The sequence below is a fragment of the Cupriavidus respiraculi genome, assembly GCF_914271545.1.
GTDB classification, from domain to species: domain Bacteria; phylum Pseudomonadota; class Gammaproteobacteria; order Burkholderiales; family Burkholderiaceae; genus Cupriavidus; species Cupriavidus respiraculi.
In genome coordinates, this window is the sequence record NZ_CAJZAH010000002.1 from 859343 (window position 1) to 881422 (window position 22080).

Below are 22080 nucleotides of genomic sequence, written 5' to 3' on the forward strand. Positions count from 1 at the left end.
GGGCTGGCTTCGAGCGCTTGCGCGCTACGGCCACGCCGTGTTCGTGCGCATCGCCGGTCGCATCCGTGTCAGGCCGTGCGGACGCGTTGGCCGCGCCGGCTGGAGCGAGAGGCGTTTGCGACGACGAGGAAGGCATTGGAGCGGCCTGTGGTGTGCGACTGTAAAAACCGATGCTGCTGGAAAGCTGGAGCCGCTGGTGGCCTGAAGCTCAGGCCCTCAGGTCGGTACCTTCTTGAGCATCTCGATGCCGACCTGGCCCGAGGCGATCTCGCGCAGCGCCACCACGGTGGGCTTGTCCTTGGCCTCGACCTTCGGGGTATGCCCTTGCGCCAGCTGGCGAGCCCGGTACGTTGCGGCGAGCGCGAGCTCGAAGCGGTTCGGGATGTGTTTCAGACAATCTTCGACGGTAATACGCGCCATATCAAATCTACCTTGGACAGAACCTTGCGATCGCCGCATTTTACAGCACGCGGCGCCAACCCTTCCGGCAAGCCGGCCGGCTAGTGAATTCCCAGCTCGATGAACAGATCGGTGTGCCGGGCCTTCTGCGAGGAAAAGCGCAGACGGGTCGCACGCACGACGCTGCGCAACTGCTCCAGCGCTTCCTCGAACACCTCGTTGATGATGACGTAGTCGGACTCCGAAGCGTGGGCCATTTCGCTGCCGGCGGCCAGCAGCCGGCGCACGATGACATTGGGCTCGTCTTGTCCGCGCTTGCGCAGGCGCTCCTCCAGCGCCGTCAGCGACGGCGGCAGGATGAAGATCTCGACCGCGTTGGAGAAGCGCTCGTGCACCTGCTGCGCGCCCTGCCAGTCGATCTCCAGCAGCACGTCGTTGCCCTGCTCCATCTGTTTCTCGATCCACACGCGCGAGGTCGCGTAATAGTTGCCATGCACCTCGGCCCATTCGAGGAAGTCCCCGCGATCGCGCGCGATGCGGAACTCGTCGACCGTGGTGAAGTGGTATTCGCGGCCGTTCTGCTCGCCCGGGCGCGGCTGGCGCGTGGTGTGGGAGATCGACAGGCGGATGGCCGGGTCCTGCGCCAGCAGCGCATTGACCAGCGTGGATTTGCCCGCGCCGGACGGGGCCACCACCATGAACAGGTTGCCGGGGTAGGCGGTATCGATGGCGATATGGGATCCGGTGTGGGTCCCGGAGTGAGACGTGTCGCTCATGGTCGTGGGTTCGTTATTCGAGGTTCTGGATCTGTTCGCGCATCTGCTCGATCAGCAGCTTGAGCTCCATCGAGGCGTCGGCCAGTTCCTTGGCCGCGGCCTTGGAGCCCAGCGTGTTGGCCTCGCGGTTCAGCTCCTGCATCATGAAGTCCAGCCGCTTGCCCACCGGTCCGCCCTTCTTCAGGATGTGGCGCGTCTCGTTCAGATGCGCCTCCAGACGCGACAGCTCCTCGGCGATATCGATGCGGATGCCATAGACGGTCGCCTCCTGGCGGATGCGCTCGCCGATTTCGTCGCGGCTCATCGACGGCATGCCGCTCGGCGCGACCAGGTTGAACGCTTCCTGCAGGCGCTCGGTCAGCTTTTCCTGATGATGGGCGATCAGTTCGGGGATGGTCGGCACCAGGCGCTGGACGATCGCCAGCATCGCTTCGATGCGCTCAACCAGGGTGGCCTTGAGCGCCTCGCCCTCGCGGCGGCGAGCCTCGAGCAACTGGGCCAGCGCCTCCTTGGCGGCGTCCATCACCGCGTCGCGCAGCGCGTCCTGGGACAGCTCGGGCTCCACCAGCACGCCGGGCCAGCGCAGGATCTCGCCCATGCGCATGGTGCCGGCGTCCGAGAAGGTCTGCGCGACCGTAGCCTCCAGACCGCGGATCTGCGCCAGCAAGTCCAGATTCAGCGCCAGCGTGGCGGCGCCCGCCTCGGCGCGTTGCAGGTTGATGCGGCATTCGAGCTTGCCGCGCGACAGCTGGCCCATCAGCATCTCGCGCAGCGCAGGTTCGAACGCGCGGCATTCCTCGGGGGCGCGGAACAACAGGTCGAGGAAACGGGAATTGACCGTGCGGAATTCCACCGACACCGCGACCGTCCTGCCGGTTGCCTTGCCTTGCGCGTCCGTGAGCGCCGCCTGGCGCGTCGCCGCGCCATAACCTGTCATGCTGTGGGCCATTGAATGTTCTCTCGAAAATGCCGGCCGCCGTTGCCGGGCGGAGCCGGCGGCCGGTGGCGGGCGCGCGCTGGCGCCGTTGCCGTGGCTGAAGGGCGGCCGCGGAACCGGCCGCCGGTCAGGCAAAAACGGAACCGATGCCGCGTCCCGATCGAGGGGCTGTCCGGCTGGAAATTCCGCATGGGAATCGCGCCGGATCGCGCTCGAAATGGGGCCCGACATGGTCCCTATTGTGTTCTTTACAACTCACCGATTAGTCAGGACAATCCGGAGCATCCAGGCACCGAATCCTATGACAGAGTCCAAGGGCGCTTCACAACCGAAGAGTGCACCGCTGCCCGTCGGCACGCTGCTGTCCAACTATCGCATTGTAAAGAAGTTGGCCAGCGGGGGGTTCAGTTTCGTCTATCTCGCCACCGACGATGCCGGTGCTCCCGTCGCGATCAAGGAATACCTGCCGTCCGCACTCGCGCGCCGCGAGCCCGGCGCACTGATCCCGGTGGTGCCCGAGGAGAACGCTGCATCCTTCCGTCTCGGCCTGAAGTACTTCTTCGAGGAAGGACGCTCGCTCGCCCGCATCTCCCATCCCAACGTGGTTCGCGTGGTCAATTTCTTCCGCGAGAACGCCACCGTCTACATGGTGATGAACTACGAGCTGGGCAAGACGCTGCAGGAGCATATCCTGCACGCCCGCCAGCAGGGACGCGCCAAGGTCCTGCGCGAGCATTTCATCCGCCGCGTGTTCCACGCGCTGATGAGCGGCCTGCGCGAAGTCCATATCCACAAGCTGCTGCATCTGGACATCAAGCCGGGCAACATCTACCTGCGGGAGGACGAGTCGCCGATCCTGCTGGACTTCGGCGCGGCGCGGCAGACCTTGACGATGGAAGCCGCGCGCTTCCAGCCCATGTACACGCCCGGCTTCGCGGCGCCCGAGCTTTATGGCAAGCACAGCGAGCTGGGTCCGTGGACCGACATCTACAGCCTGGGCGCGACGCTCTACGCCTGCATGGCCGGCATGGCGCCGCAGGAAGCGAACCAGCGCGAAAAGGACGACCGCATGGGCCAGGCGCTCGACAAGCTGCGCGCAAGCTATACCGACGGGCTCGTCGACCTGGTGCAATGGTGCCTGCAGCTCGCGCCGTCGGCGCGGCCGCAGAGCGTCTTCCGCCTGCAGAAGGAACTGCGCGACCAGACCAATGCGCTGAGCGATTCCGCCGTGGCCGCGCCGGTGGCCGCGCCCGCGCCGGAGCGCTCGGCGGCAAGCCGGCTGATGACGCTGTTGCGGCGCCGTGAAGACCTCGCCCCGGTCGCGCCGCCACAGCCGCTGCCGCGCAGCGACTAGACAGGACCCAGCAAGATGCGATTTTCCGTCTACCAGGAAAGCAGGAAAGGAGGCCGCCGCATCAACCAGGACCGCATGGGCTATTGCTTCACGCGGGACGCGCTGTTGATGGTGCTGGCCGATGGCCTGGGCGGCCATGCGCTCGGCGAGGTCGCCGCGCAGCAGGCGCTGCAGACGCTGGCGCGGCAGTTCCAGTCGCAGGCACGGCCGGCCATCCGCCATCCCGCGGACTTCCTGCAGGACACCATCATGCTCGCGCATCGCGAAATCCATCGCTACGCCGAGCTGAACCGGCTCGACGACGTGCCGCGCACCACGATCGTCTGCTGCCTGGTGCAGCAGGGGCAGATCCACTGGGCACATGCCGGCGATTCGCGGCTGTACCTGATGCGCCAGGGACGCCTGCTCACGCGCACGCGCGACCATTCCAAGATCGAGAACCTGCTGCAACAGGATCGCGTGCTGCCCATGCACGTGGCCAACCATCCCGAGCGCAACAAGATCTACAACTGCCTGGGCTCGCCGAACCTGCCGCTGATCGATATCGGCGGGCCGCTGCGGCTCGAGCCCGGCGATGTCGCGCTGCTGTGCTCCGACGGCCTGTGGGGCAGCCTGGACGAGCCGACGATCGTCGACACCATCAGCCGGCTGTCCGTGGTGCAGGCGATCCCCGACCTGATCGAACAGGCGCTGGACAGCGCCGGCGAGGGCGCGGACAACACCACCGCGATCGGCATGATGTGGGAGCTGGACGCGGCCGCGGCGGCCGACGAAGCGGTGCTGACCGACACCCTGCCGCTGAACGCGTTCACCACCTCCATTCTCGAGCGCACGGAGGGCGAAGGCGACCTGCTGTCCGAGGAAGAGATCGAGCGATCGATCGCCGAAATCCGCGCCGCCATCGACAAGAGCAGCAACCTGATGCGCTGACGGCAGGGCCGTCCGCATTCCCGCCCGCGCCGGGCGCAGCGGGGTCGCAAGGGTTAGAATCCGGGTCTGTTCCGATTCCACAAGACAATCCCCATGCGACCTAGCGGACGCGCTGCCGATGCGCTGCGCCCTATCACCCTGACCCGCCACTACACCCGCCATGCCGAAGGCTCGGTACTGAGTGCCTTCGGCGATACCAAGGTGCTGTGCACGGCCAGCGTGCTGACCAAGGTGCCGCCGCACAAGAAAGGCAGCGGCGAGGGCTGGGTCACGGCGGAATACGGCATGCTGCCGCGCGCCACGCATACCCGCTCCGACCGCGAGGCGGCGCGCGGCAAGCAGACCGGCCGCACGCAGGAGATCCAGCGCCTGATCGGCCGCGCCATGCGCACGGTGTTCGATCTGGGCGCGCTGGGCGAGCACACCATCCATCTCGATTGCGACGTGCTCCAGGCCGACGGCGGCACCCGCACCGCCGCCATCACCGGTGCCTTCGTGGCCGCGCATGACGCGGTCGCGCGCATGCTGCGCGAGGGCATGATCGCAGCCAGCCCGATCCGCGACTTCGTCGCCGCCGTCTCGGTCGGCATGGTCGCGGGCGTGCCCGTGCTGGACCTGGACTATGCCGAGGACAGCGGCTGCTCTACCGACATGAACGTGGTCATGACCGGCAGCGGCGGTTTCGTCGAAGTCCAGGGCACCGCGGAAGGCGCGCCCTTCGATCGCGCCGAACTGGAGGCGATGACGCGCCTCGCCGAGAAGGGCATCGCCGAACTGATCGGCTACCAGCGGCAGGCGCTTGCCGCATCCTGAAGGGAGATTGCGATGCAACGCCTCGTCCTCGCTTCCAACAACGCCGGCAAGCTGCGCGAATTCGGCTCTCTGCTCGCGCCGCTCGGCCTGGAAATCGTGCCGCAGGGCGAGCTTGGCGTGAGCGAGGCGGAAGAACCGCACGCCACCTTCGTCGAGAACGCGCTGTGCAAGGCGCGCCATGCCAGCCGCCTGACCGGCCTGCCGGCGCTGGCCGACGACTCCGGCATCTGTGTTGATGCGCTTGAGGGTGCACCCGGCGTGTATTCCGCGCGCTATGCGCAGATGGCCGGACAGGCAAAGTCCGACGCCGCCAACAACGCCTACCTGATCTCGCAACTGGCGGGCAAGGTCAACCGCCATGCGCACTACTACTGCGTGCTGGTGATGGTCCGCCATGCCGACGACCCCTGTCCCATGATCGCCGAGGGCACGTGGGACGGCGAGGTGGTCGATGCCCCGCGGGGCACCAACGGCTTCGGCTACGACGCGCACTTCCTGCTGCCCGAACTCGGCAAGACCGCCGCCGAACTGTCGGCCGAGGACAAGAACCGCATCAGCCACCGCGCGCTGGCCCTGCAGACGCTGGTGGCACGGCTGCGCGCCCGCGGTCAGGCACGGCGCCCATGATTCCCATCGTCCCGGTCTCCGCCTCGCCCGCCGGCGAGGCGACCCAGCTCTGGCTCAAGCCGGGGCAGATCTCGCTGCCCGCGCTGCCGCCGCTCTCGCTGTACGTGCACATTCCGTGGTGCGTGCGCAAATGCCCGTATTGCGATTTCAATTCGCATGCGACGCCGGGCGGCAACGGCGACCAGGCCATCCCCGAAGACGCGTACCTCGACGCGCTGCGGGCCGACCTCGAGCAGTCGCTGCCGCTCGTGTGGGGGCGACCCGTGCATACCGTCTTCATCGGCGGCGGCACGCCCAGCCTGCTGTCGGCGGCCGGCATGGACCGCCTGCTTTCCGATATCCGCGCGCTGCTGCCGCTGGATGCCGACGCCGAGATCACGATGGAAGCGAACCCAGGCACCTTCGAGGCGGAGCGTTTCGCCAGCTATCGTGCGAGCGGCATCAACCGCCTGTCGATCGGCATCCAGAGCTTCAACGACCGGCACCTGCAGGCGCTCGGGCGCATCCACGGCGGCGACGAGGCTCGCGCCGCCATCGAGATCGCGCTGGCGAACTTCGACAACGTCAATCTGGACTTGATGTATGCGCTGCCGGGACAGACGCTGGACGAGTGCATGCAGGACCTGGAAACGGCGCTGTCCTACGACACGACCCATCTGTCGCTGTATCACCTGACGATGGAGCCCAATACGCTGTTCGCCAAATACCCGCCCGAACTGCTGCCCGACGAGGACCTGGCCTTCGACATGCAGGACAGCATCGAGGCACGCACGGCCGCGCACGGACTGCGCCACTACGAGACGTCGGCGTATGCCAAGCCGCGGCGCGAGGCGCAGCACAACCTGAACTACTGGCGCTTCGGCGACTATCTGGGAGTCGGCGCCGGCGCGCACGGCAAGATCTCGTTCGCGCATCGGGTGCTGCGCCAGATGCGCCACAAGCATCCCGCCACCTATATGGCGCAGGCGATGGCCGGCAACGCCGTACAGGAAGCGCACGATGTGAGCGCCGCCGACCTGCCCTTCGAGTTCATGCTCAATGCACTGCGGCTGACCGAGGGCGTGCCCGCGAGCACCTTCCACGACCACACGGGCCTGCCGCTGCATACGATCAGCCGCGATCTCGCGGCCGCGGAAAAGAAGGGACTGCTGGAGGCGGACCCGACCACGATCCGCCCGACCGAACTGGGCCGTCGTTTCCTGAACGATCTGCAGCAGATGTTCCTGAAGGGATAGCGCGTCGGGACGGCCGACGCGCTCGGCGCAGCAACGGGCCGGCCGGTGCGCGACCGGGGCTCGCGCGATAACGGCCGGCAGCGACTCCCTCAGAAACAATTCGGGCCCGGAGAACCGGGCCCGAATGCCATCAGTCGCGGGAAATCAATACGGCGTCGCCATGTCGTTTGCCACGCGGGCACGGTCGCCGACGCGCAGATTGCCCAACTGGCGCTGGGTCACCGTGGCGAGGCGTCCATCGTCCAGACGCACGTTGACGCGATAGACCGTCTCGGTGCCGCCGCTGGTGCGCTTCTCGATCTGGTTGCCGGCGACGCCGCCGGCCACCGCGCCACCGATGGTCGCGATGGTCTGGCCGGAACCGCCGCCGATCTGATGGCCCAGCAAGCCGCCGGCGACGCCACCGATCACGGTGCCCAGGATGCCGGAGCTGCCGGACTGATGGGTGATCGGTTCGATCGACTCGACGCGGCCGACGAACACCGAGCCCGCCGGTGCCTGATAGGTGCCCGACGTGTTCTGGTAGCCCGGCGCAGGCTGCTGGGCGCCATAGCCGCCCCCTTGCGCCGCACATCCGGCCAGTCCGATTGCCGCGGCCAGCGCGCCGGCGCTCAGCAGTGTCTTGCCATTCATCGATTATTCTCCTCAAGAAGTGCGAAAAAACCGGGGCGCCACGCGCTGCCGGCGGGGCCCCACCACCTCTAGGAGGCGGCGCTTGCGTCGAAGGTTCCTCCGTGTCGGACAAACGCCGACACTGCCGGCCAGCCCTCTGCATGGGATCGGCGCATGCCGGCGTGAGCGGGATGAGCCCTTGCTATAATGCGCGGCGCGGCTCGCTGGGGCCGCGGCAATGCTGGAGGTGTGGCCGAGTGGTTTAAGGCAGCAGTCTTGAAAACTGCCGATGGGGTGACCCATCCGTGAGTTCGAATCTCACCGCCTCCGCCAGCAAGCCTGTACAGGCAACACAGACAAAAAAGCCCGCGCATAGCCGATATGCGCGGGCTTTTGCTTTGCGGCCGTCGCGGCGGCCATGCGGTGGCATGCCGGTCCGGCTTTACTCCGCCGTGATGTTGCCGGTTTCGATCACCGTCTTCCAGCGTTGCAGTTCCTGGTTCTCGAACTTTGTGAACTCCTCCGGCGTATTGGCCACGACCTCGAAGCCGCTCTCGGCCAGCTTGGCGCGCATCTGCGGATCGTTCAGCGATGCCACCAGCGCGCCGTGCAACTTGCTCTTGACGTCCTTGGGCAAGCCGCGTGGGGCGGCCACGGCCTGCCACGAATACACCTCGACGTCCTTGACCCCAGCCTCGGCCAGCGTCGGCACGTTGGCAAGCAGGTCCGAGCGCTTCTCGCCCGTCACCGCCAGCGCCTTGAGCTTGCCGGCCTTCACGTGCTGCACGATCGCGTTGATGTTCTGGAACGAGACGTTGGTCTGCCCGGCCAAGAGGTCGGATACGGCGGGCGCGCCGCCCTTGTATGGCACGTGCAAGCCCTGGGTGCCGGTCTTCTGCCAGAACAGCGCCGCGGTCAGGTGGTCCGACGAGCCGGCGCCCGACGAGGCGAAGCTGACCTTGCCCGGGTTCTTCTTCAAATGAGCGATCAGCTCCGCGACGGTATTGGCCGGGAACGAGGGATGGGCCACCAGCACGTTGGGCGCGCGCACCGCGACCGTCAGCAGGTCGAAGTCCTTGGCCGGATCGTAAGGCAGGTTCTTGTGCAGGAAGGGGTTGATCGCATACACCGATATCGGCGCCACCAGCATGGTGTAGCCGTCGGCCGGCGCGCGCTTGACCATGGCCGCGCCGATGGAGCCCGTCGCGCCTGGCTTGTTTTCGATCACGAAGGGCTGGCCCAGCTTCTCGTTCAGCGGTGGCGCCAGCATGCGGGCAATGGTGTCGGACGAGCCGCCCGCCGGGAAAGGCACGATCACCGAGACCGGCTTCTGCGGCCAGCTCTGGGCGACCGCGGCGGTCGTGACCATCAGGCCGGCGGCGATGGCGAACAAGGCGTTGCGCAAGCGCCGGGCGGTGCCGTTCAGCACGGCGGGGCGCTGCCGGGTCGGCGGATATGGCTGGGTCATGTGTCGTCTCCTGTATCAATATGTGCGACCCGCTGCGGGGCCGTCCGCCAGGGGGCGACCACGCCCCCCATACGCGACGACCGTCCGACGATCCGCGCGACGTTGCCTCTGTCGCGCCGTCATATCTGTTATCAGTCGTCATATGACTTACGAGGGCAGTATAATAACGCCACCGCGAACCGGTCAAGTCTCGTTACCCCCATGAAAAACCCCTCGCTCGCCAATCCCGCCCCCCTGCGCCGCCGCGGCCGCACGCTTGCCGAAGAGGCCGTGAACAGCCTCACCGAGAGCATCCAGGAAGGCAAGCTGCAGCCCGGCGACAAGCTGCCGACCGAGTCGGAGATCATGGCCGCGCTGGGCGTAAGCCGCACGGTGGTGCGCGAGGCGCTGTCCCGCCTGCAGGCGAGCGGGCTGGTCGAGACGCGGCACGGCATCGGTACCTTCGTGCTGGCGCCACCGGCCGATTCGCAGTCCCCTTTCCGCATCGACACGGCCGCCATGGGCACGGCGATGGACGTGCTGGCCATGCTGGAATTCCGGGTCAGCCTCGAGGCGGAGGCCGCCAGCCTGGCCGCCTCGCGCCGCACCGACGAGCAACTGCGGGCCATGCGCCGGGCGCTGGACGATCTGAAGCGCACCGCCGGCGAAGGCAAGGATTCGGTGGGGTCGGACTTCGAGTTCCACCTGGCCATTGCGCGCGCCACCGGCAACCGCTATTTCACCGACTTCATGGGCCATCTGGGCACCATGGTGATCCCGCGCAGCCGGCTGCATGTCAGCGCCGTGGAGCGCGAGCAGTATCTGGAGCGGGTGAATTTCGAGCACGAGAGCATTTACGACGCCATCGAACGCCGCGACCCCGAGGGCGCGAAGGCCGCGATGCGCATGCACCTGACCAACAGCCGCGAACGGTTGCGCAAGGCATCCGCCGCGGCGGCAAGCTGAGCGCGCAGGCCGGCTATCCCATAGGCAGCCGAAAAACGCTTGCCCGTCGTATCGCCTATGTCGTATGATGTCCTATAAGAAACGACCGTAACGACACGGTCCGTGTTCCCCGGCCCGCGGCGCGCCAACACCGCAACTCCTTTCGACTCTCCGGATCCCTTCCGACCGTTCCTCAGCGACATGACGCCTCAAGACCTCAAGACCATCATCAGCTCCGGCCTGCTTTCCTTCCCGGTCACCGACTTCGACGCCCAAGGTAACTTCAACGCCGCTTCGTATGCATCGCGTCTGGAATGGCTCGCTCCCTACGGCGCCAGCGCGCTGTTCGCCGCGGGCGGCACCGGCGAGTTCTTCTCGCTCGAGCCGAAGGAATACACCGACATCGTGCGCACGGCGGTGGACACCTGCCGTGGCAAGGTGCCGATCATCGCCGGCGCTGGCGGCCCCACCCGCGTCGCCATCGCCTATGCGCAGGAAGCCGAACGCCTCGGCGCGCATGGCGTGCTGCTGCTGCCCCACTACCTGACCGAAGCGAGCCCGGAAGGCATCGCCGACCACGTCGAGGCCGTGTGCCGCTCGGTCAAGTTCGGCGTGATCGTCTATAACCGCGCCGTGTGCCGCCTGAACGCGACGCAGCTGGCTCGCCTGGCCGAGCGCTGCCCCAACCTGATCGGCTACAAGGACGGCCTGGGCGACATCGAGCTGATGGTCTCGATCCGCCGCAAGCTGGGCGACCGCTTCGCCTACCTGGGCGGCCTGCCTACCGCCGAGGTCTACGCCGCGGCCTACCGTGCCCTGGGCGTGCCCGTGTACTCGTCGGCCGTGTTCAACTTCATCCCCAAGACGGCGATGGACTTCTATCACGCCGTGGCCAACAACGACGAAGCGACGGTCGGCCGCCTGCTGGACACCTTCTTCCTGCCGTACCTGGAGATCCGCAACCGCAAGCAAGGCTACGCGGTGAGCATCGTCAAGGCCGGCGCCAAGCTGGTGGGCCACGACGCGGGTCCGGTGCGCGCGCCGTTGACCGACCTGACCGAGGAAGAATGCGGGATGCTGGCCCGGCTGATCGACCGCGCGGGCGCACAATAACGCCTGTGGCGGCGCGCACCCCGCCCGCCGCCATCCAACCGTCTAGCAGGAACGAGCTATGAATATCACCGGCGACATGCTGATCGGAGCCAGCGCGGTGCGCGGCACCGAAGCGAAGCTCCAGGCCATCGATCCCGCCACCGGCGACGTGATCGGGCCGGATTTCCACGGCGGCGGCGCGGCGGAAGTGGAGCGCGCGTGCGCGCTCGCGGAAGCCGCATTCGACGAATACCGTGCCATTTCTCCAGAGCGCCGCGCGACGTTTCTCGAAGCGATCGCCAGCGGCATCGAAGCGCTGGGCGATACGCTGATCCAGCGTGCGCAGCGCGAAAGCGGCCTGCCCGTTGCGCGCCTGCAGGGCGAGCGCGGCCGCACCGCCAATCAGCTGCGCCTGTTCGCCAGCGTGCTGCGCGATGGGCGCTGGCAATCGGCCACGCTCGACAGCGCGCTGCCCGAGCGCACGCCGCCGCGGCCCGACCTGCGCATGCAGAAGATTCCGGTGGGCCCGGTCGCCGTATTCGGCGCGAGCAATTTCCCGCTGGCGTTCTCGGTGGCGGGCGGCGATACCGCGGCCGCGCTGGCCGCGGGCTGCCCCGTCATCGTCAAGGCGCACTCCGCGCATCTGGGCACCTCGGAACTGGTCGGGCGCGTGATCCAGCGCGCCGTGGCCGATGCCGGCCTGCCCGAAGGCGTGTTTTCGCTGCTGGTGGGCGCAGGCGTCAATATCGGCACCGCGCTGGTGACGCACCCGGTCATCCAGGCCGTGGGCTTTACCGGCTCGCGCGCCGGCGGACTGGCGCTGGTCCAGGCTGCCAACAACCGTCCGCAGCCGATTCCCGTCTATGCGGAGATGAGCAGCATCAACCCGATGTTCCTGCTGCCCGATGCGATGTCGAACCGCGGCCCGCAGATCGCGCGCGATTTCGTCGAATCGCTGGTGCTGGGCGTGGGCCAGTTCTGCACGAATCCGGGCCTGGCCATCGCCATGGAAGGTCCGTCGCTGGACGCGTTCCGCGAAGCCGCCATCGCGGCGCTGACGGAAAAGGCCGCGGCCACGATGCTGACGCCCGGCATCCACGCCGCGTATGAAAAAGGCGTGGCGCAGTTGGGCGATATCGAGGGCCTGAAGCAGATCGGCGCCGGCAAGGCCCCGGCGGGACCGAACCAGGCGCGTCCGGTGCTGTTCGAGACCACGGCGCAGCGTTTCGCCGAAGACCATCGCGCCCAGGCCGAGGTGTTCGGCCCCTCGTCGGTACTGGTGGTCTGCCAGGACCAGGCCGAGATGGTGGCGCTCGCCACCAGGCTGGAGGGCCAGCTGACGGCCACCATCCAGGCCGATGCGCCGGACTACGAGTCCGCCGGCCGCCTGCTGACCGTGCTGGAGCGCAAGGCCGGACGGGTGTTGTTCAACGGCTACCCGACCGGCGTCGAGGTCTCGCACGCGATGGTGCATGGCGGACCCTTCCCCGCCACGTCGGACACGCGCGCGACGTCGGTGGGCGCCACCGCGATCGAGCGCTTCCTGCGCCCGGTGTGCTATCAGAACGTGCCGGCGGCCCTGCTGCCGGAGGCGCTCAAGGACGGCAATCCGCTGGGCCTGTGGCGCCTGCAGGACGGCAAGCTGTCGCATCGTTGACGCGGCAGGTGTGCCAACGACAAAGCGGCGACCATCCGGTCGCCGCTTTGTCGTTGCGAGGACGGGTCAGCGGTGCCGCCCCGTGCCGCCTCCTTGCCGTCAGGCTGCCGCGCGCAGCGCCTCCAGCTCCGCCACCGCGGCCGCCGGGGGCGCGATGGTGGTGGTGCCGCGCGAACGGCCCGAGCTCAGATAGCCGGCGATCGATTCCTGCGTCACCTCGCCCAGATAGGCGCCGTCGGCATCGAGCACCGGCAGCCAGCTGGTGTTGTGCTGATACATGCGGGAGAGCACGATGCGCAGATGCTCGTCGCACTGCGCCGTCGCCGGGAACGGCTTCATTACGTCGGCGCAGGTGCGCTGCTCCGGCCGCGGCGCGCGCGCGTCGCGGCGCGCGACGTAGCCGATGGCGCGCTGCTCCCGATCCACGACCGGCAGGTGGCGCACGTCGTTGTCGTCCATCAGCGCCACGGCCTGCGCCAGCGGCGTGCCCGGCAGGCAGGTCGGCGGCATGGTGGCGGCGTCGCCGGCGCTGACCAGCAGCAGGCGCTTGAGCGTGTTGTCGTGACCGACGAAGGCCTGCACGAACTCGTCTGCGGGGTGCGCGAGCAGCGCGTCCGGATGATTGAACTGCACGAGCTGTCCGCGGCGGAACACCGCGACCTTGTCGGCCAGCTTGATGGCCTCGTCGATGTCGTGCGAGACCATGATCACGGTCTTGCCGAGCTGGCGCTGCATCTGCAGGAATTCGTTCTGGATGCTCTCGCGGTTGATTGGATCCACCGCGCCGAACGGTTCGTCCATCAGGAGCACCGGCGCGTCGGCCGCCAGCGCGCGGATCACGCCGATGCGCTGCTGCTGGCCGCCCGAGAGTTCGCGCGGGTAGCGCGACAGCATCTTGCCGGGATCGAGCTGCACCATGGCCAGCAGCTCGCGGGCGCGCTCGCGGCAGCGCTTCTTGTCCCAGCCCAGCAGGCGCGGCACCACCATGATGTTTTCCTCGATCGTCATGTTGGGGAACAGGCCGATCTGCTGGATGACATAGCCGATCTTGCGCCGCAGGCTGACCTCGTCGATGCCCGCGGTGTCCTCGCCGTGGATGCGCACCGTGCCGGAGGTCGGCGCGATCAGCCGGTTGATCATCTTCAGCGTGGTGGTCTTGCCGCAGCCCGAGGGGCCGAGGAACACGCAGATCTCCCCGGCCGGCACGGCCAGCGATACCGAGTCCACCGCGCGCACCACGGTGCCGTCCTTCTGCGTGAACGTCTTTGTCAGTTGGTCCAGTTCGATCATGTCCGTAGTCCTTTAGGTGTCAGTGCCCGCTGCAACCACTGCAGGCAGGCGTCGGCGACGATGGCGAGCACGCTGACCAGCACAGCGCCCACGGCGAGCTTGCTCATATTGCTTTGGCTGATGGCCTGGAGGATCAGCACGCCCAGCCCGCCCGCGCCGATGATGGCCGCGATGGTAGCCACGCCGATATTCATCACGACCGCGGTGCGCACGCCGCCCAGGATGACCGGCACTGCCAGCGGCAGGTCCACCAGCCGCAGGCGTTGCCACGTCGTCATGCCGATGCCGCGGCCGGCTTCCTGAATGCCGGCGTCGACATTGGCCAGCGCCACATAGGTGTTGCGCATGATCGGCAGCAGCGAATACAGGAACACCGCCGTCACCGCCGGCACATATCCCAGCGAGTGGCCGAAGTTGGCGAAGATCGGGATCATCAGGCCGAACAGCGCGATCGACGGCAGCGTCAGCACGACCGTGGCCAGCGTCAGCAGTGGGGTCGCCAGCCAGCGCTGGCGCGTAATCAGGATGCCGAGCGGCACGCCGATGGCGATGGCCAGGCCGACGGCCGTGCCCACCAGCGCGAGATGCTCGGCGGTGAGCTTGAGCAGCGTGGGCCAGCTGTGTTGCAAATAGTGGATCAGGTCCATGGCGTCCTCCTCAGATCAGGCCGTGGCGCCGGAGAAAATCCCCGGCCACCTTGTCGACCGGCTGTTGCTCGATATCGACCTGATAGTTCATGTCCGTCATCGCCTCGCTGTCGAGTCTGGCGGCCAGCGCGTTCAGCAACTCGCCCAGTTGCGGATGCGCGTCCAGCACCGCGCGGCGCACCACCGGCGCCGCCTGGTAGGCGGGGAAGAAACCAAGGTCGTCTTCCAGCAGCACTAGTTCGAAGCCCTTGACGCGACCGTCGGTGGCGTAGACCAGGCCCGTCTCCACCTGGTCGTTCTTCAGCGCCGTGTAGACCAGGCCCGGATCGAGCTGGATCACGTCGCGGCGGGTGAGCGGCAGCTTGTACACGGCCTTGAGCGGCTCCAGCCCGTCGGGACGCGCGGCGAACTCCATATCCACCGCGAACGGATGCCGCGCGCCTTCCTTGCCGGCGCGCATCGCGGCCGCGAGCGCCGACAGCGTCTTCACGCCGGTGGCCTGCGCGCGCCGCTTGGGCATGGCCAGCGCATAGGTGTTGTTGATGCCCGACGCGTCCAGCCAGACCAGGCCCTTGCCGGCATCCATCGCCTTGACGCGCGCGTAGCTCGCCGCCGGGTCCAGCTTCTCGTTGACCTTGTTGAAGACGATCAGCGCCGTGCCGGTGTAGTCCCACACCACGTCCAGCTGCGCGCTTTCCATGGCTTGCCGCATCAGCGTGCTGCCAAGGCCGGACGTCAGCTCGGTCTGGAAGCCCTTGGCGCGCAGGTACTGCTCCGTCATCGACGAGAGAATCAGTTGCTCGGTGAAGTTCTTGCCGCCGATGCGCAGTTTGTCGGCAGCGTGCGCGGCCGGTGCCAGCAGCAGCATGGCCGCGGCGATGGCGGCCATCGCGCCGCCTGCGGCGGTGCGGGCCATGCGGGCCATGCGCGTCGTCAGTCCAGGTATGGAAGTCATTGCACTCTCCTTCGGTGTCGTTCCGCGGTCGGCGCTCATCGGGCGAGTCCCCGCCGGCTCAGGTAGAACCGGCCGCACGCGGCAAAGATGCCGTCCAGGGCCAGGGCCAGCAGCGCGGTGGCCGCGGCGCCAAGCAGCAGCAACGGCTGGTCGTTCAGGTAGATGCCGGGGAAGATCAGCTCCCCGAGGCTGTTCGCGCCGATCAGGAAGGACAGCGGCACGGTGCCCACGTTGATCACGAGGCTGGTGCGGACGCCGGCGAGAATTACCGGCAACGCGTTGGGCAGTTCCACCTTGAACAGCTGCTGGCGCGCCGTCATGCCCACCCCGCGTGCCGCCTCCCGCAGCGCGGGCGACAGGGTGCGCAGCCCTTCGCAGGTGTTGCGCACGATGGGCAGCAGCGAGGCCAGCCACAGCGCAAGGATCGCGGGACGCTCGCCGATGCCGAGCACGGCCAGCGACAGCGCCAGCACGGCGAGCGAAGGCACGGTGTTGCCCACGTTGAAGATCTGCATCAGCCGGTCGGCCCAGCGGCGCATGCACGGACGGCTGAGCAGGATGCCCGCGGGCAGGCCGGTGGCGAGAGCCAGCGTCATCGACCAGCCGACCAGCCGCAGGTGATCGGCCACGTCGTACAGCAGGCGTTCGCGATGGCGCTGCAGGACATCGGGGCCGACCCAGGCGATCAGGCCGGCCAGGCCGGCCAGCGACAGCGCGGTCCACGCCGCGATGCGGACGGATTGTTTTGACATGCTTCCTTCCCTCTCCAGGGCCGCCAGGGCGGCGCGCGGGCGGTTGCGCGCGGCAAGGCGCGGCCCGCACCGGCGCCGGTGGCGACGGATGGCAAACAGGACGACGGCGCGACGATGGCCGATGTGGGCAATCGGCGCCGGCCCGGACTAGATTGGCTTGCCGCCATGACCGGCGAAGGAGCCGGCGGACGGGCGAAGGTCCGTGCCGTGACGGCGGGACCCGATTGACGGAAGGTCCGCGATGCGGGCGGACGCCTCCTGAAGCGGCGCAAGCCTTGCCGGCAGGCAGGGCGATGGCCAAGGGTGACGGCGCTGTATGTGGATTGCGGCGCGCCGTCGGATTGATTCGGCCGTGCTGGGAAGACCCGACGCCGGTGACGGCGCGATAACTTTCAGCAACGGATGGCAATGCGGCCGCTATTCTAGCCAATTTCTGGCATCTTGTCACCACCTGATTGCGCCGCCGGAGTTTCGCCGGCAATTTCCTGCGAAATCCGGCGTTGCCGGCACTCCCGGTCGCGCGCCGGTGCGCGCCCCGTTCCGCCAGGCGTCGTTTCGTTTTCCGCCTCACTCATGCCACTGCCGTTCCATCAGCAGAACAATGAGTTGCCTCCCGTCCCCCTACTGTTTTCGCGCCAAACCCGTACATTGGATGCATGCCAGGCCGCCGCGCGAATGCCGCGGGGGCCGTTCCCCTTACCGGAGAAGACAACATGGAAACCACTCGCCTCGCCGACCACCCCACCGCGACCGCCGTTCCCGCCAGCGCCGAGGAAACCGTGCGCCGCTCGCGCACGGTCGATCGCGTGGTGCGCGGCATCGCGACCTCGGACGGTGCGGGCGTCAAGCTCACCCGCGTGCTGACGCAGAATCTGCAACGCCGGCTCGACCCCTTCCTGATGCTCGATGCCTTCGGCACCGACAGCAAGGACGACTACATCGGCGGCTTTCCCGACCACCCGCACCGCGGCTTCGAGACCATCACCTACATGCTGGCCGGCCGCATGCGCCATCGCGACAGCGCCGGCAACGAGGGCCTGCTCGAGAACGGCGGCGCGCAGTGGATGGTGGCGGGCTCGGGCGTGATCCACTCGGAGATGCCCGAGCAGGAAGACGGCAGCATGGAAGGCTTTCAGCTGTGGCTGAACCTGCCGGCGTCCGACAAGATGACCACGCCTTGGTACCGCGACATTCCGTCGGATGCGATCCCCGCGGTGGCCCTGCCCAATGGCGCTGTGGCCCGCGTGCTGGCCGGCCGGTCCCACGGCGTGGAGGGTGCGATGACGCGTCCGGTGACCGAGCCGCTGTACCTGGATATCGCCTTGCCCGCGGGCCAGACGTTCTCGCAGGCGTTGCCGGCCGGACATAACGCGTTCGTCTATGTCTATCGCGGCGAGGTCACTGTCGGCGAAGGCAGCGACGCCATCGTGCTGGAGCCGCAGCGCATGGGCGTGCTGGACAACGATGCGCAGGCGGACGGCGTCACGCTGACCGCCTCGGCCGACGCGCGCCTGCTGCTGATCGCCGGCAAGCCGCTGGGCGAGCCCATCGTGCAGTACGGGCCGTTCGTGATGAACACGCAGGAGCAGATCTACCAGACCCTGGCCGACTTCCGCGAAGGCAGGTTCAACGCGGCGGCCCCCGCGGCCTGAGGCCACCGCCATCGCGGCACCCCGCGGGGTGACGGCCCTCTCCTCTCCCACGCGCCCGTCCGGGCGCGTTTTTTTTTGCGCCCCATCCTCGCGTGCCTGCCCCGGCATGCGACTTGCAACCACCGTGCAGGCATTGCGGGGCCGGCATCCGCGTCGTCAACCGGTCGCCAGCCCCCCGCCCGCTTATATAATCGCGGGCGAATAACGGGCATCACATGGTCATGATGAATGGCGCAACGCCGTGCGGCAAAACAGGCCGCACGCGCATTGCGCCTCGTTCGGAAAGACCACGGGTGCCGACACCAACAATCGAGCCGCTTCAGTGACACCACAGACCCCTCCCAGGTTGGCGCTATCGCACATCGTCAAGCGCTATCCCGGCGTGACCGCGAACGACGACGTATCGCTGGCCGTCGCCCCCGGCGAAATCCATGCCGTTCTCGGCGAAAACGGCGCCGGCAAATCGACGCTGATGAAGATCATCTTCGGCGCGGTCAAGCCCGACGCGGGGCAGATGCACTTCAACGGCGCGCCCGTCATCATCGGCAGTCCGCACGATGCCCGCAACCTCGGCATCGCGATGGTGTTCCAGCATTTCTCGCTGTTCGATACGCTGACCGTCACCGAGAACATCGCACTGGGCCTTCCCGGCGGACGGCTGCCCGATGCCGAAGGCGGCAAGGGCGCGTCGATGAGGCAGCTGGCCGAGCGCATCCGCGCCACCGCGCAGCGCTATGGCCTGCCGCTGGAGCCGGACCGTCATGTCCATACCCTGTCGGTGGGCGAGCGCCAGCGCGTGGAAATCGTCCGCGCGTTGCTGGCCCGGCCTCAGCTGCTGATTCTCGACGAGCCGACTTCGGTGCTGACCCCGCAGGCGGTGCAGACGCTGTTCGTGACCCTGCGCCAGCTGGCCGCCGAAGGCACCAGCATTCTCTATATCAGCCACAAGCTCGACGAGATCCGCGAGCTGTGCCACCACGCGACCGTGATGCGCATGGGCCGGGTCACCGGCGTGTGCGACCCGCGCGAGGAAAGCGCGGCCTCGCTGTCCCGGCTGATGATCGGCGGGGAGCCGCCGCGCGAGACGCGCGTGAGCGCCGAGCCGGGCGCCGCGCGCCTGACCGTGCGCGGACTGAGCCTGCCGCGCTCGCACGCGTTCGCTACCGAGCTCGACGGCATCGCGCTGGACGTGCGTGCGGGCGAGATCGTCGGCATCGCTGGCGTATCGGGCAACGGCCAGCAGGAACTGCTGGCCGCGCTCTCCGGCGAGGACGCGCGCGGCGCGCGCGATGCGGTCGCGCTGGACGGCAAGCCCGTCGGCAAGCTCGATGCACGCGCGCGCCGCCGCGCCGGCCTCGCCTTCGTGCCGGAGGAGCGCCTGGGCCGTGGCGCGGTGCCCGGCATGAGCCTGGGCGCCAATACGCTGCTGTCGCACCAGACCGCCCCCTTCGTCCGGCGCGGACTGATTTCGCCGGCCGCCGCCGCCGGGCTGGCCGCGGCCATCATCCAGCGCTTCCGCGTCAAGGCGAGCGGCCCGGATGCGCTGGCGAAAAGCCTGTCGGGCGGCAATCTGCAGAAATTCATCGTGGGCCGCGAGATCGAGAGCGGTCCGAAGGTGCTGATCGTTGCCCAGCCCACCTGGGGCGTCGACGTCGGCGCCGCGGCGCAGATCCACAACGAGATCCTGGCGCTGAAGGCCACGGGCTGCGCGGTGCTCGTGGTCTCGGAAGAGCTCGACGAGCTGTTCGCCATCTGCGACCGCCTGCACGTGATCGCCAAGGGCCGCCTGTCGCCATCGATCCCCACGGAGGCGGCCACACGCGAACAGATCGGGCTGTGGATGAGCGGCCTGTGGACCGGCGGACCCGCCGGCCAGGGCGCGCACGCGGAGGGCCTGACCCATGGCTGACTGGATGCCCCTGTCGCTGGCGCCGCGCGGCCTGCCCTCGCGCCGCATGGCTTATGCCTCTCCGTTTATTGCGCTGGCGCTAACGCTCGCGTTTGGCGCGCTGCTGTTCCTGCTGTTGGGCAAGGACCCGGTCGCGGGCCTCAAGGTCTTCCTGGTAGACCCGCTCAAGGACAGGCGCGCCATCGGCGAGGTCCTGCTCAAGACCGTGCCGCTGGTGCTGGTCGCGCTCGGCCTGTGCGTGTGCTACCGCGCCAATGTGTGGAATATCGGCGCGGAAGGCCAGCTGGTGGTGGGCGGCATCTTCGCCGGCGCCACGGTACTGTGGTTCGATGTCCCGGACCATGGCATGAGCGGCCCGCTGGTGCTGGTGCTGGCCGCGCTCGCCGGCGTCGTCGGCGGCATGCTGTGGGCGGCCATCACCGCCTTGCTGAAGGACCGCTTCAACGCCAACGAGATCCTCGTCTCGCTGATGCTGACGTATATCGCCCAGCAACTGATCCTGTACATGGTCAACGGGCCGCTGAAGGATCCGCAGGGCATGAACTTCCCGCAGTCCAAGGTGTTCTCGTCCGAATTCCTGCTGCCCAACCTGCTGTCGGGCTCGCGGCTGCACGCCGGCTTCGCCGTGATGCTGGTGCTGGTGGCGGTGATGACGGTGTTCATCTTCCGCAGCTTCGCCGGCTACCGGCTCCAGGTGGGCGGCACCGCGCCCGCGGCGGCGCGCTATGCGGGCTTCTCGGCGCGCTCGTCGCTGTGGAGCGCGCTGCTGATCTCGGGCGGCTTCGCGGGCCTGGCGGGCGCGTTCGAGGTGACCGGCCCGATCGGGCAGCTGCTGCCCTCGATCTCGCCGGGCTACGGGTTCACCGCGATCATCGTGGCCTTCGTCGGGCGGCTGCACCCGGTCGGCGCGGTGTTCGGCGGCATCGTGATGTCGCTGTTCTATATCGGTGGCGAGATGGCGCAGTCCCGGCTGGGCCTGCCCTCCGCGCTCGGCTGGGTGTTCCAGGGCATGCTGCTGTTCTTCCTGCTCGCCTGCGACTCCCTCATTGACAACCGCCTGCGCTGGCGCGCCACCGCGGCCTGACGAGGCCGCCCACGCTATGGAACAATTCGCTCCCCTCATCGCCACGGCGATCAACGCCGGCACGCCTCTGCTGCTGGCCGCCCTGGGCCTGCTGATCAACGAGCGCGCCGGCGTGCTGAACCTGGGCGCCGAAGGCATGATGCTCGTGGCCGCGGTCTTCGGCTTCATGATCGGCTACCAGACCCAGTCGCCGCTGATCGGCTTCGCCGCGGGCGCGCTCGCCGGCATGGCGATGGCCGCGCTGTTCTCCTGGCTCGCCCTGGTGCTGGCCACCAACCAGGTCGCCACCGGCCTCGCGCTGTCGATCTTCGGCACCGGGCTGTCTGCCTTCATGGGCCAGCGCTTCGTGGGCCTGGCCATGCCGGCCCAGGCGCGCGCCATTCCAGGACTGGCGGACCTGCCCTTCTTCGGGCCGGCCTTCTTCCAGCATCACTGGATGGTCTATGTCAGCGTGCTGCTGTGCGGGGCCATCATGTGGTTCCTGTTCCGCACGCGCGCCGGCCTGACGCTGCGCGCGGTGGGCGAGTCGCCCGAATCCGCCCATGCCCTCGGCTATCCGGTGCGCCTGATCCGCTTCGGCGCGCTGCTGTTCGGCGGCGGCTGCTGCGGGCTCGCGGGCGCCTATCTGTCGCTGGTCTACACCCCGATGTGGGTCGAGAACCTGGTGGCGGGGCGCGGCTGGATCGCGCTGGCGCTGACCACCTTCGCCACCTGGCGGCCGGGACGCGTGCTCGTGGGCGCGTGGCTGTTCGGCGCCGTGACCATCCTGCAGTTCTACCTGCAAGGCATCGGCGTGTCGGTCCCCTCGCAGATCCTGTCGATGCTGCCGTATGCGGCCACCATCGTGGTGCTGGCGCTGATCTCGCGCAATCCCGCCTGGATCCGCCTGAACATGCCGGCCTCGCTCGGCAAGCCATTCCGCCCGGGCAATGCCTGACGCCCGGGCGCTACCATGCCACGGCGCGCG

21 protein-coding genes and 1 tRNA gene are annotated in these 22080 nt (G+C 68.1%); 13 read left to right on the forward strand and 9 right to left on the reverse strand.

The annotated features are described in order from the left end of the window. Window positions 1-216 precede the first annotated feature (216 nt). The 3 genes from rpoZ to LDO27_RS11800 form a co-directional block, all read right to left on the reverse strand. A complete protein-coding gene (gene rpoZ / locus LDO27_RS11790; protein ID WP_222201556.1) occupies window positions 217-420 on the reverse strand; it encodes a DNA-directed RNA polymerase subunit omega in 204 nt (67 codons plus the stop codon). A gap of 80 nt (window positions 421-500) precedes the next feature. Then, window positions 501-1097 (reverse strand): guanylate kinase, encoded by a 597-nt coding sequence (gene gmk, locus LDO27_RS11795; protein WP_377747209.1) that lies wholly within the window; start codon window positions 1095-1097, stop codon window positions 501-503. A gap of 91 nt (window positions 1098-1188) precedes the next feature. Continuing rightward, entirely contained in the window at window positions 1189-2124 is a 936-nt protein-coding gene (locus LDO27_RS11800; protein ID WP_224041938.1) for a YicC/YloC family endoribonuclease, read from the reverse strand. A gap of 289 nt (window positions 2125-2413) precedes the next feature. Here LDO27_RS11800 and LDO27_RS11805 point away from each other — a divergent pair, with 289 nt between their 5' ends. From LDO27_RS11805 to hemW, 5 genes are all read left to right on the forward strand, one after another. Continuing rightward, window positions 2414-3466: a serine/threonine protein kinase gene (locus LDO27_RS11805; RefSeq protein WP_224041940.1), complete on the forward strand. Its 1053-nt coding sequence runs from the start codon at window positions 2414-2416 to the stop codon at window positions 3464-3466. Between the two features lie 15 nt (window positions 3467-3481). Then, window positions 3482-4396 carry a PP2C family protein-serine/threonine phosphatase gene (locus LDO27_RS11810; protein ID WP_224041942.1) on the forward strand — a complete coding sequence of 305 codons (915 nt, stop codon included), beginning with the start codon at window positions 3482-3484 and terminating at the stop codon, window positions 4394-4396. A gap of 93 nt (window positions 4397-4489) precedes the next feature. Further along, window positions 4490-5209 carry a ribonuclease PH gene (gene rph / locus LDO27_RS11815; RefSeq protein WP_224041944.1) on the forward strand — a complete coding sequence of 240 codons (720 nt, stop codon included), beginning with the start codon at window positions 4490-4492 and terminating at the stop codon, window positions 5207-5209. 12 nt (window positions 5210-5221) lie between these two features. Further along, window positions 5222-5836, forward strand: a complete 615-nt coding sequence (rdgB, locus tag LDO27_RS11820; protein WP_222201562.1) for an RdgB/HAM1 family non-canonical purine NTP pyrophosphatase — start codon at window positions 5222-5224, stop codon at window positions 5834-5836. Further along, entirely contained in the window at window positions 5833-7071 is a 1239-nt protein-coding gene (gene hemW / locus LDO27_RS11825) for a radical SAM family heme chaperone HemW (protein WP_222201563.1), read from the forward strand. Before rdgB ends, hemW begins: the two co-directional genes overlap by 4 nt. 144 nt (window positions 7072-7215) lie before the next feature. On the opposite strand, the gene LDO27_RS11830 is transcribed toward hemW, so the two are convergent. Continuing rightward, on the reverse strand, window positions 7216-7704 hold the full coding sequence (locus LDO27_RS11830; protein WP_222201564.1) for an outer membrane lipoprotein: 489 nt from the start codon (window positions 7702-7704) through the stop codon (window positions 7216-7218). 222 nt (window positions 7705-7926) lie between these two features. Here LDO27_RS11830 and LDO27_RS11835 point away from each other — a divergent pair. Continuing rightward, window positions 7927-8016 (forward strand) — tRNA-Ser (locus LDO27_RS11835). Window positions 8017-8125: 109 nt separating this feature from the next. Here LDO27_RS11835 and LDO27_RS11840 read toward each other — a convergent pair. Then, on the reverse strand, window positions 8126-9151 hold the full coding sequence (locus LDO27_RS11840) for a Bug family tripartite tricarboxylate transporter substrate binding protein (RefSeq protein WP_377747167.1): 1026 nt from the start codon (window positions 9149-9151) through the stop codon (window positions 8126-8128). A 201-nt stretch (window positions 9152-9352) separates the two neighbouring features. Here LDO27_RS11840 and LDO27_RS11845 point away from each other — a divergent pair, with 201 nt between their 5' ends. The 3 genes from LDO27_RS11845 to LDO27_RS11855 all read left to right on the forward strand — a co-directional run bounded on the left by LDO27_RS11845 (window position 9353) and on the right by LDO27_RS11855 (window position 12824). Further along, window positions 9353-10096: a FadR/GntR family transcriptional regulator gene (locus LDO27_RS11845; RefSeq protein WP_222201566.1), complete on the forward strand. Its 744-nt coding sequence runs from the start codon at window positions 9353-9355 to the stop codon at window positions 10094-10096. A gap of 180 nt (window positions 10097-10276) precedes the next feature. Continuing rightward, window positions 10277-11188, forward strand: coding sequence for a 5-dehydro-4-deoxyglucarate dehydratase (gene kdgD, locus LDO27_RS11850; protein ID WP_224041946.1), 912 nt, complete (start codon window positions 10277-10279; stop codon window positions 11186-11188). Window positions 11189-11246: 58 nt separating this feature from the next. Further along, window positions 11247-12824 carry an aldehyde dehydrogenase (NADP(+)) gene (locus LDO27_RS11855; protein WP_222201568.1) on the forward strand — a complete coding sequence of 526 codons (1578 nt, stop codon included), beginning with the start codon at window positions 11247-11249 and terminating at the stop codon, window positions 12822-12824. 99 nt (window positions 12825-12923) lie between these two features. Here the strand turns inward: LDO27_RS11855 and LDO27_RS11860 are convergent, their stop codons facing one another. The 4 genes from LDO27_RS11860 to LDO27_RS11875 all read right to left on the reverse strand — a co-directional run bounded on the left by LDO27_RS11860 (window position 12924) and on the right by LDO27_RS11875 (window position 16468). After that, window positions 12924-14114 carry an osmoprotectant ABC transporter ATP-binding protein OsmV gene (locus tag LDO27_RS11860; protein ID WP_222201569.1) on the reverse strand — a complete coding sequence of 397 codons (1191 nt, stop codon included), beginning with the start codon at window positions 14112-14114 and terminating at the stop codon, window positions 12924-12926. Beyond that, on the reverse strand, window positions 14111-14761 hold the full coding sequence (locus tag LDO27_RS11865) for an ABC transporter permease (RefSeq protein WP_224041948.1): 651 nt from the start codon (window positions 14759-14761) through the stop codon (window positions 14111-14113). The genes LDO27_RS11860 and LDO27_RS11865 overlap by 4 nt, the downstream gene beginning before the upstream one ends. 10 nt (window positions 14762-14771) lie before the next feature. Then, entirely contained in the window at window positions 14772-15686 is a 915-nt protein-coding gene (locus LDO27_RS11870; protein ID WP_377747210.1) for a glycine betaine ABC transporter substrate-binding protein, read from the reverse strand. A gap of 65 nt (window positions 15687-15751) precedes the next feature. Then, window positions 15752-16468: an ABC transporter permease gene (locus tag LDO27_RS11875; protein WP_222201572.1), complete on the reverse strand. Its 717-nt coding sequence runs from the start codon at window positions 16466-16468 to the stop codon at window positions 15752-15754. A gap of 713 nt (window positions 16469-17181) precedes the next feature. Between LDO27_RS11875 and LDO27_RS11880 the strand changes: the two genes are divergently transcribed. The 4 genes from LDO27_RS11880 to LDO27_RS11895 all read left to right on the forward strand — a co-directional run bounded on the left by LDO27_RS11880 (window position 17182) and on the right by LDO27_RS11895 (window position 22050). Continuing rightward, entirely contained in the window at window positions 17182-18120 is a 939-nt protein-coding gene (locus LDO27_RS11880; RefSeq protein ID WP_224041950.1) for a pirin family protein, read from the forward strand. Window positions 18121-18442: 322 nt separating this feature from the next. Continuing rightward, window positions 18443-20029, forward strand: coding sequence for an ABC transporter ATP-binding protein (locus tag LDO27_RS11885; RefSeq protein WP_224041952.1), 1587 nt, complete (start codon window positions 18443-18445; stop codon window positions 20027-20029). Continuing rightward, a complete protein-coding gene (locus LDO27_RS11890) occupies window positions 20022-21113 on the forward strand; it encodes an ABC transporter permease (RefSeq protein ID WP_222201575.1) in 1092 nt (363 codons plus the stop codon). Before LDO27_RS11885 ends, LDO27_RS11890 begins: the two co-directional genes overlap by 8 nt. 16 nt (window positions 21114-21129) lie before the next feature. Further along, window positions 21130-22050, forward strand: a complete 921-nt coding sequence (locus LDO27_RS11895; RefSeq protein WP_224041955.1) for an ABC transporter permease — start codon at window positions 21130-21132, stop codon at window positions 22048-22050. Window positions 22051-22080: the final 30 nt, after the last annotated feature.